Source organism: Actinomadura logoneensis (assembly GCF_003428695.1).
Lineage (GTDB): Bacteria > Actinomycetota > Actinomycetes > Streptosporangiales > Streptosporangiaceae > Spirillospora > Spirillospora logoneensis.
This window is the reverse complement of sequence record NZ_QURH01000968.1, coordinates 1-8,738: the sequence shown is the minus strand read 5'-3', so window position 1 is coordinate 8,738 and position 8,738 is coordinate 1. Positions and strand designations below refer to the sequence as shown.

The window sequence follows — 8,738 nt, the reverse complement described above, 5'->3', positions numbered from 1 at the left end:
GCCGGCTGGACGAGGCGCGGACCCCCGCGGCGCCGGAGGCGGAGCGCCGCCGCGTCGTCCGGGAGCTCAGACGGGCGTGGGCGGCCAACGACATCGGAGCGTTCGTCGCCGTCCTCGCCCCCGACGCGGTCGCGGTCGGCGACGGCGGGGGCGTCGTCGCCGCCATGCCGGAGCCGGTCGAGGGCGCCGAGCGGATCGCCCGCCACATGGTCGACATCATCTCCCGGGCGCCCGGGATGACGGTCTCGGAGGAGATGGTCAACGCCCGTCCGGGCCTGGTGGCGCGGTACGCGGGCGGCATCGCGGGGGTGTTCGCCTTCGAGTTCGAGGACGGCCTGGTCAGCCGCATCTGGTGCGTCCGCAACCCGGAGAAGCTCCGCCCCTGGACGGCGGACTGACCCACCCGCCCTCCGGCCGTGCCCGGCGAACGGACCGTCCGGGCCGTCCGGCCCGGACGCCGGGAGCGGTCAGAGGCGGTCGGCGTCCGGGGTGCCGGTGCCGTGCAGGAGGGTGTCGACGACGAGCGACGCCAGGGTGGCGCTGTCGTCGTCCTCGGTGCGGTGCAGGTCGGCCTGGTGGATGAGGCCGTAGTAGGCGCGGCGGGCCCAGCGGATGTCCACGTCGCGGCGCAGGAGGCCCGCCTCGCGGGCGCGGCGCAGCAGCCGCTCGCACGTCTCGGCGATCTCGGCGTGCACGCGCTCCACCTCCGGGCCGGACGCGACCGCCCGGCTCATCGCGAACCCCCAGGAGACCTTCATGTCGAGGACGTTCACGGTCGTCTGGTAGAGCGCGACCAGCGGGGGCGCGGTGTCGGGGCGCGCGGCGTCCACGGCCTCGGCGAACAGCCGGGTGGCCCATCGGGCGAGCGCGTCGATCAGCGCCTCGCGGGTGGCGAACCGGCGGTGCACGGTGGTGCGGGCCACCCCCGCGGCCTCGGCGATCTGCTCCATCGTCGCGCCCGGATCGCGGGAGAGCGTGCGCTCGGCCGCCTCCAGGATCGTCCGCACCGTCCGCTCGGCGTCCGCGCGGAGCGGACGGCCGGCCTTCGTGGAGAGCGCCTGCCGCTGAGTCGTCATGCGGAAAGTATACGGCGGAGTCACTGTTGAATCCGTACTTGCAACATCGATGTTGCAAGTTGTAGCTTCATCGCGTCGCAGTTGATGCGACTGGCGACCACGCCGTCCTGAGAGAAGGTTGGAAGCAGATGGAGTACACGCGTCTCGGCCGCAGCGGCCTGTCGGTGTCCCGGCTCGTCCTCGGCACCATGAACTTCGGCACGGAGGCGTCCGAGGAGGACAGCCACCGGATCATGGACGCCGCGCACGAGCACGGCGTCACCTTCTTCGACACCGCGAACGTCTACGGCCGCGCGCTCGGCGAGGGCGTCACCGAGCAGATCATCGGACGGTGGTTCGCCCAGGGGAGCGGGCGGCGCGAGAGGACCGTCCTCGCCACCAAGGTGTACCTGCCGATGGGGGAGGGGCCGAACGACAGCGGCCTGTCCGCGCTGCACATCCGGCGTGCCGTCGAGGAGTCGCTGAGGCGGCTGGGGACCGACCACATCGACCTGTACCAGATGCACCACATCGACCGGAGCACTCCGTGGGAGGAGATCTGGGAGGCGTTCGGCGTCCTGCGCCAGCAGGGCAAGGTGCTGTACTTCGGATCGTCCAACTTCGCCGGCTGGAACATCGCGCAGGCGCAGGAGGCGGCCCGGGCGCGGCACTTCCTCGGCCTGGTCAGCGAGCAGTCGATCTACAACCTGATGTCGCGCTGGGCGGAGCTGGAGGTGCTGCCGGCGGCGCGGCACTACGGGGTGGGCGTGATCCCGTGGTCCCCGCTGCACGGCGGCCTGCTCAGCGGCGTGCTGCGCAAGCAGCGCGAGGGCACGGCCGCGCGCAGCGGCAGGGGCCACTGGGCGGAGGGACTGGACCAGAACCGCGACGCGCTGGAGGCGTACGAGAAGCTGTGCGCCGACCTGGGCGAGGACCCGGCGCACGTCGGGCTCGCGTGGCTGCTCGCGCAGGACGGCGTGACCGGCCCGATCATCGGCCCCCGGACGGTCGGGCAGCTGGAGGGCTCCCTGCGCGCGTTCGACATCACCCTCGACGCCGCCACGCTCGCGAGGCTGGACGAGCTGTTCCCCGCGCCCGGACCGAACGGCGCCAAGCCCGCCCCCGAGGCCTACGCCTGGTGAGCACGCCGCACCCCGGAAGTCGCGTCAGGCCGGTACCGGCCTGACACTGGGCGGCCGGGCGGCCGGGCGGCCGGACGGTCGCGCCGCCGCGCCTTCCGGGGCCGCCGCGCGGTTGGTAGCGTCCGTCGTGCACGACTCCAGAGATCACGGAACGCCACGATCGCCGGGAGGTCGTATGGGCGCGCCCGCCGCGCAGGTCAGGCTCACTTCGCTGTCCCCGGGCGCGGGATGCGCCTGCAAGCTCCCCCTGGCCCGGCTGGAGGGCCTGTTCGCCTCGCTCGGCCCCGTCCTCCCGCCCGCGTCCGGTGACCTGCTGGTCGGCGCGGCCGAGGGGGACGACGCGGCCGTCCTGCGGCTGGACGACGAGCGCGCCCTCGTCCTCACCACCGACTTCTTCACCCCGATCGTGGACGACCCCTACGACTGGGGGCGGATCGCCGCCGCCAACGCCCTCTCCGACGTGTACGCGATGGGTGGGCGCCCGCTGATGGCGGTGAACCTCGCCGCCTGGCCCGGCGACGACCTGCCCGTCCGGACGCTGGCCGAGGTGATGCGCGGCGGCGCGGACACGGCGTCCGCCGCGGGCTGCGCGGTCGTCGGCGGCCACACCGTCAGCGACCCCGTGCCCAAGTACGGGATGGCGGTCGTCGGGCTCGCGCACCCCGGCCGTCTCCTCGCGATCGACCGGGCGACCGCCGGCTGCCGCCTGGTCCTGACCAAGGCCCTCGGGACCGGCGTGGTCTCGACCGGGCTCAAGCGGGACGCGGCCGACCCCGAGACGGTCGCCGCCGCGGTCGCGTCGATGACCGCGCTCAACGCGGACGCGTCCGAGGCGGCGCTCGCCGCCGGGGTCCGGGCAGCGACGGACGTGACCGGGTTCGGGCTGCTCGGCCACCTGCACCGGATGCTGCGCGCGAGCGGTCTCGCCGCCGAGGTCCGGGCCGAGGCCGTCCCGCTGCTGCCGGGCGCGCTCGACCTGGCCGCCGCCGGTCTCGTCCCGGGTGGCACCCGGGCCAACATGGCCCACCTGTCCGCCTTCGTCACCGTCGAGCCGGGGGTGCCGCGTGAGCTCGCGGTGCTGCTGCACGACGCCCAGACGTCCGGCGGGCTCCTCCTCGCCGTCCCGGACGACCCCGGTCCGCTCATCGCCGACCTGCGCGAACGCGGGCAGCCCGCCGCGCTCGTCGGCCACGTGACCGAGGGCGAGGCGGGCCGGATCACGGTCGTCTAGGCGCCTCCGGTCGCTGCGCTCGGGGGATGCGGCCTGGGCGGAGCGGGGAGGAAGCCCAGTGGAGGGGCGCGTGCGAGCGTCCCGAAAGGAGTCCGGGATGGCGAACGCGGAGGGGCGCGGCGGGCATCCGCTGTTCGCCCGGTGCTATGCCCGGATGATCCCGCTTCTCGACCAGCGGCTCGCGCCGACGCGCGCGGACCTGCTCCGGGGACTGCGGGGCGAGGTCATCGAGGTCGGCGCCGGGACCGGATCGACGTTTCCCTACTACCCGGCCGAGGTCGCGCGCGTCCTCGCGGTGGAACCGGAGCCGCGCCTGCGCGAGGCCGCCGAGGACGCCGCCCGGCGCGCGTCTCCGCAGGTCGAGATCGTGGCGGGCACCGCGGAGAGGCTTCCCGCGGCGGACGCGTCGTTCGACGCGGCCGTGACGTCGCTGGTGCTGTGCAGCGTTCCCGACCAGGCGGCGGCGCTCGCCGAGCTGCGGCGCGTGCTGCGGCCGGGCGGCGAGCTGCGGTTCTTCGAGCACGTCCGCGCCGCGACGGCCGGTCGGCGGCGCGTGCAGAAGGTCCTCGACGCGACCGTGTGGCCGCGCTTCGTCGGCGGCTGCCGCGTCGGCCGCGACACGGTCGCCGCCCTGCGCGAGGCCGGTTTCGAGATCGAACGACTCGACCGCCTGGACGGCGCCGACACCGGTCTCTCCTTCCCCGCCGCGCCGCAGGTGCTGGGCGTGGCCCGAAGCCCCGCCTGACACCTCGCAAGGCTTACCGGGCGGGCATTGCTCTCCTGCCCGGTGTGTTAGACGCCGTCTGTTGGAGTGAGCCTCCGCCCGGGTGCCGAGCCATCCGGCTCAGCGGCCTGCCCGCCTGACCCGATCCGTTCTCCGGCGGACGGTCCTGAGGCGTGCCGCGACCCGTTCGGACGGCGTGGTCACCACCACCGACCGCGCCCGCGCCTCGGCCTCGGCGACCCAGAAACGCTTCCCGACCAGCGTGACCTCGGCGGGCACCTCCAGGCGCCGGCCGGTGAACGACACCCGCACCGCCGCGCCGCCCGGGGGAAGCTCGCCCCAGGCGAGCGCCCACCCGCGGCCCTGGACGGCGCCGCGCAGCAGCGCCCGGAGAAGGCCGTCCGCGACGGCCACGTCGTAGAGGCCGTCGTGCACGTAGACCTCCAGCGCGGCGCGGCCGTGGATGCCCCGCGCCAGGCACACCCGGTAGTGGTCGGCGGCGAGACCGTCCAGCCCGCCATTCAGTCCACCGTCCAGCCCACCGTCCGGCCCGGCGTCTCGGCCGCCGTCCGGTCCGCCGACCGTGCTCTCCGTGAGTCCCCACTCCATGACCGTCATCCCCGACCCTCGCCTCCGCGCGACCTGTGCTCCCAGCATCGGGGGAACGGTCGGCGCTGTCGGTAGCCTCCGGTGCCGTCCGGCGGTGGTGCTGGCGTTACCTTTTCGGGCGGCGCGCGGAGGTCCTGCGGCAGCCGCGCGGCTCAGGCGGATTCCGGACCGGTCCCGGACGGCGCGGGGCGCAGGACCGACAGCAGCGTCGTCCGCAGGACGCCCGCCGCCCGGCCCCGGTCGAGCTTGCCCGCCGCCACCTCGTCGGCGGCGGCGTGCAGGAGCGCGTAGACGGTCGTGACCAGCCAGTCGGTGTCCAGGTCGGTGCGGAACGCGCCGTCCGCCCGGCCGCGCTCGACCAGCGCCCGGACGGCCTCCAGCGGACGGTCGTGGTGCTCCCGGACCTCCTCTGCGGGGAGCGCCCGTACCGCCGCCTCGTGCAGCCGGCCGTACCGGCTGAGGACCGGCCAGCCGTCCCGGACCAGCCGGGAGAACGCCTCCTCCGCCGGGCCGTCGGAGGAGGCGGCCCCGGCGATCGCCGCCATGCTCTCCTCGATGGCCCGCGCGAGGACGGCCCGGACGAGGTCCTCGCGGGACGGGAAGTGCGCGTACACGGTGACGCGCCCGACGCCCGCGGCCTTGGCGATGTCGCCGACGCCGACGTCCGGCGCGCGGGCGAGCAGCTCGGCCGCGGCGTCCAGGATCGCGGCGGTGTTGCGTTCGGCGTCCGCGCGGCGGCGCGTGGGTCCCGCACTCGGCATGGTGCCCAGCCTACCGGTAAGTCGAACAACGATGTTGGACTTAGCGCCGGAGGGGAGTACGTTAAGTCGAACAGCACTGTTCGGTTTATTGTCCGTCCCCTTTCTGAGGAGGAGCCCGGTGGCTCACCCCCACGCCTCGCATCCGGCACATTCCCCCGACCCCGATCCCGAGCACTCGCCGCACCCGCACCCCGCCGGGCGGCATGGGGACGCGCCGCCCGGTGCGGCTCCCGACCCGCGCCGCTGGCGGGCGTTGGCGCTGCTGAGCGCCGCCCAGTTCATGCTGGTCCTGGACGTCACGGTCATCAACGTCGCGCTGCCCGACGTCGGCGCGGACCTGCACCTGGGACGGACGGCCCTGACCTGGGCGGTCACCGCCTACACGCTGTTCTTCGGCGGCCTGATGACCCTCGGCGGACGGCTCGCCGACGCGTTCGGGAGGCGCCGCGTCCTGCTGACCGGCCTCGCCGTGTTCACGTTCGCCTCGCTCGCGACCGGGCTCGCCCAGAACGCCGCGCTGCTGCTGGGCGGACGCGTCGCGCAGGGGATCGGGGCGGCGCTGCTGTCCCCGGCGGCGCTGGCCGCCGTCACGACCGGCTTCCACGGCGGTGAACGCAACAGGGCCCTCGGGGTCTGGGCGTCCCTGGGCGGGATCGGGTTCGCCGCCGGGGTCCTGCTCGGCGGCGCGCTCACCGCCGGACCCGGCTGGCGCTGGGTGTTCTTCGTGAACGTCCCGGTCGGGCTGGCGCTGCTCGCCGCCCTGCCCCGCACGCTGCCCGCGCCACGCCACGCGGCCTCCCACGCCACGGAGCCGGGTGCGGCCTCCCGCGCACTGGACCCGCTGGGCGCGCTGACCGTCACGGCGGCCACCGGCTCGTTCATCTACGGCATGGTCCACGCGGGCGACGCCGGATGGACGGCCCCCGGCACGCTGCTGCCGCTCGCCGCCGCGGCCCTGCTCTACGGGGCCTTCGCCGTTGTCGAGCGGACGGTCCGCAACCCGCTCGTGAACGTCCGCATGCTGGCGCGCCGCCCGGTCGTCGCCGGGTCCCTGCTGATGCTCGTCGCGTCCGGCCTGCTGATCTCGATGTTCTTCCTGGGCTCGCTCTACCTGCAGCACCTGCGCGGCCTCGGGGCGCTCCGGACGGGCCTGCTGTTCCTGCCCGCCGCGTTCGCCACCGGCGTCGGGGCCCACCTCGCCGCGCGCCTGGTCGGGACGGTCGGCACCCGCCCGGTCGCGTTCGGCGGCCTCGCCCTCGTCGCCGTGGGCACCGGGCTGCTGACGGTCCTGCCGGAGAGCGGCGGCGTCGCCCTGCGGCTCCTGCCCGGACTCACCATCGCCGCGGCCGGAGTGGGTCCGGTTTTCGTCACCGCCACGACCTCGGCCCTCGCGCACGTCGCGCCCGCCGAGGCCGGTCTGGCCTCCGGCGTGGTCAACACCTTCCACGAGCTGGGCGCCGCCGTCGGCGTGGCGCTGGCGTCCACGATCGCCGCCTTCGGCATCGCGGACGTGCCGTCCGTGTCCGGATTCACCCGCGCCTACACCGTGTTCGCCATCGTCGCCGGGGTGGCCGCCGTCCTGTCCCTGTGGCTCGTCCCGCCCGGGAAGCCGCAGATGACCGGCGGCCCGCACGCCCACTGAGGCACGAGCCCCGTCCACTTTCGCCCCCCGGCGGCGTCAGCGGGCGTCGTCGCGCGGGGAGGCGCACGGTCGGCGCACGGCGTGGACGAGCCGGATCGCGATCTGCCCGGCGGTGAACAACCGGGTGAACCGCTCGGCCTGCCGGGCGGCCAGGGCGAGGGCCGGGTCGGATTGGTGCCGGGCCGCGACGAGCGCCTCGACCCGCTCGGCGCGGCGCCGCCATGACGGCGGCGGCCCGCCGGGCCGGTCGAGGTGCCCGGCGGTCCGGAACCCCGCCGCGGTGAGCAGGCGGGTGAGCTCCCGCCGGGTGGGGAAGCGGTTCCCCTCGGGCGGCGGCAGGAGCTGCCGTCCCTGCGCCACGACCACGAGCAGGCCCAGCGACCCGCCGGGCCGCAGGACGCGGTGGATCTCGCCGAGCACGGCGGCCTTGTCGCGGACGGTGTCCAGGACCCCGATGCACCAGGCGGCGTCGACCGACTCCGCGCGTAGCGGGATGCGGGCGCCGTCCGCCGTGAGGACCGGCAGTCCGAACAGCCGCGCGGCGGCCCGGCACGCCGCCGGCATGGGCTCCAGCAGGACCGGCCGGACGCCGAACCGCTCGGCGGCCCATGCGGACGGCCCGCCGACGCCCGCCCCGACGTCCAGCAGCGTGGTCCCGGGGCCCAGCCCGCAGACCTCGGCGAGCCAGGTCAGCGCGGCGGGGTTCGCGCTGCCCCGGCAGGCGGCCGGGACCGCGTAGGCGGGACCGAGCTGCTCGACGGCGTCGGCGGTCCATTCGGCGACGTCGTCGAACTCGGCGACCAGCGCTGACCCGGTCAAAGCACCTCCCCCACCCGGTGCGCGAGCGCTCACCGGAACTGCTCTGGTCCGACGGCCCGGCAGTGATGGTGATGTCGTTACGCCGACGCGGCGGCGGAAGGGGGGCAGCCGCCGCCAGGACACCTGAGGAGCGCTCCCCGGGCGAGCGTGAACACCGGTTCACCAGGCGCGGAGCATTGTCACGAGCACCCGCATCCCGCCCTTCAGTACCTACCCGAATGCCAGGCCGGGACGCCGGGCCGGGATGCCAACGCCGGCCTCGTACCTCCCGACCGTGGTTCTCACCGCCGCCACGCCCGTCCCGGGGCGGGCCGGGACGGCGTGAAGTCGTGGGCGACCAGCGCGGCCCGCAGCTGGGGCAGGTCGCCCGGGCAGGTGGGGTCGAGGCCGGTCAGGACGGCCACGCGCCGCAGCCGGTAGTCCACGGTGTTCGGATGGACGTGCAGCAGCGGCGCGGCCCGCCGCCTGCTGAAACCGCTGGCCACGTACGCGCGCAGCGTCTCCAGCAGGACCGGATGGCCGTCCAGGACGCCCAGCAGGCCCGCCAGATGCGTGCGCGCCGGGCCCGGACGCGAGAGCTGGTAGTCCAGCAGCACGTCGGTGATCCGGTAGGCGCCCGGCTCCCGGCCGGTGATCCGGACGATCTCCAGGATGTCCGCCGACTGGGCCGCGGCCTCGGCGACCGCGGCGGCTCCGGCGGCCGCGACACCGGCGTGGACGGCCGTGCCCGCCCGGTCCGCGATCCGCGCGACGAG

Annotated in this window: 9 protein-coding genes and 1 pseudogene; 5 read left to right on the top strand and 5 right to left on the bottom strand. The window is 75.5% G+C overall.

Translation table 11 applies throughout. The features are described from left to right. Positions 1-398 (top strand): annotated as a pseudogene (locus tag DZF91_RS40690) (RNA polymerase subunit sigma-24); the annotation flags it as partial. A 69-nt stretch (positions 399-467) separates the two neighbouring features. Here DZF91_RS40690 and DZF91_RS32845 read toward each other — a convergent pair. Next, entirely contained in the window at positions 468-1,076 is a 609-nt protein-coding gene (locus tag DZF91_RS32845; RefSeq protein ID WP_117360940.1) for a TetR/AcrR family transcriptional regulator, read from the bottom strand. A gap of 128 nt (positions 1,077-1,204) precedes the next feature. Between DZF91_RS32845 and DZF91_RS32840 the strand changes: the two genes are divergently transcribed. From DZF91_RS32840 to DZF91_RS32830, 3 genes are all read left to right on the top strand, one after another. Next, positions 1,205-2,197 carry an aldo/keto reductase gene (locus DZF91_RS32840; protein WP_117360939.1) on the top strand — a complete coding sequence of 331 codons (993 nt, stop codon included), beginning with the start codon at positions 1,205-1,207 and terminating at the stop codon, positions 2,195-2,197. Positions 2,198-2,372: 175 nt separating this feature from the next. After that, positions 2,373-3,428 (top strand): selenide, water dikinase SelD, encoded by a 1,056-nt coding sequence (gene selD, locus DZF91_RS32835; RefSeq protein ID WP_117360938.1) that lies wholly within the window; start codon positions 2,373-2,375, stop codon positions 3,426-3,428. Positions 3,429-3,525: 97 nt separating this feature from the next. Continuing rightward, the gene (locus DZF91_RS32830) at positions 3,526-4,173 is read left to right on the top strand and encodes a class I SAM-dependent methyltransferase (protein ID WP_117360937.1); all 648 of its coding nucleotides are present in this window, start codon (positions 3,526-3,528) and stop codon (positions 4,171-4,173) included. A gap of 99 nt (positions 4,174-4,272) precedes the next feature. Here DZF91_RS32830 and DZF91_RS32825 read toward each other — a convergent pair whose 3' ends face one another. Together DZF91_RS32825 and DZF91_RS32820 are read right to left on the bottom strand one after the other, a co-directional pair. Beyond that, positions 4,273-4,761, bottom strand: a complete 489-nt coding sequence (locus tag DZF91_RS32825) for a hypothetical protein (RefSeq protein WP_147341503.1) — start codon at positions 4,759-4,761, stop codon at positions 4,273-4,275. A gap of 152 nt (positions 4,762-4,913) precedes the next feature. Further along, on the bottom strand, positions 4,914-5,522 hold the full coding sequence (locus DZF91_RS32820) for a TetR/AcrR family transcriptional regulator (protein ID WP_117360935.1): 609 nt from the start codon (positions 5,520-5,522) through the stop codon (positions 4,914-4,916). Between the two features lie 118 nt (positions 5,523-5,640). Between DZF91_RS32820 and DZF91_RS32815 the strand changes: the two genes are divergently transcribed. Further along, positions 5,641-7,164 carry an MFS transporter gene (locus DZF91_RS32815; protein ID WP_235834742.1) on the top strand — a complete coding sequence of 508 codons (1,524 nt, stop codon included), beginning with the start codon at positions 5,641-5,643 and terminating at the stop codon, positions 7,162-7,164. Positions 7,165-7,200: 36 nt separating this feature from the next. On the opposite strand, the gene DZF91_RS32810 is transcribed toward DZF91_RS32815, so the two are convergent. Beyond that, positions 7,201-7,983: a class I SAM-dependent methyltransferase gene (locus DZF91_RS32810; RefSeq protein ID WP_199487057.1), complete on the bottom strand. Its 783-nt coding sequence runs from the start codon at positions 7,981-7,983 to the stop codon at positions 7,201-7,203. Positions 7,984-8,264: 281 nt separating this feature from the next. Beyond that, positions 8,265-8,738: PucR family transcriptional regulator (locus DZF91_RS32805; RefSeq protein WP_147341502.1), on the bottom strand; the 474-nt coding region annotated here is incomplete at its 5' end.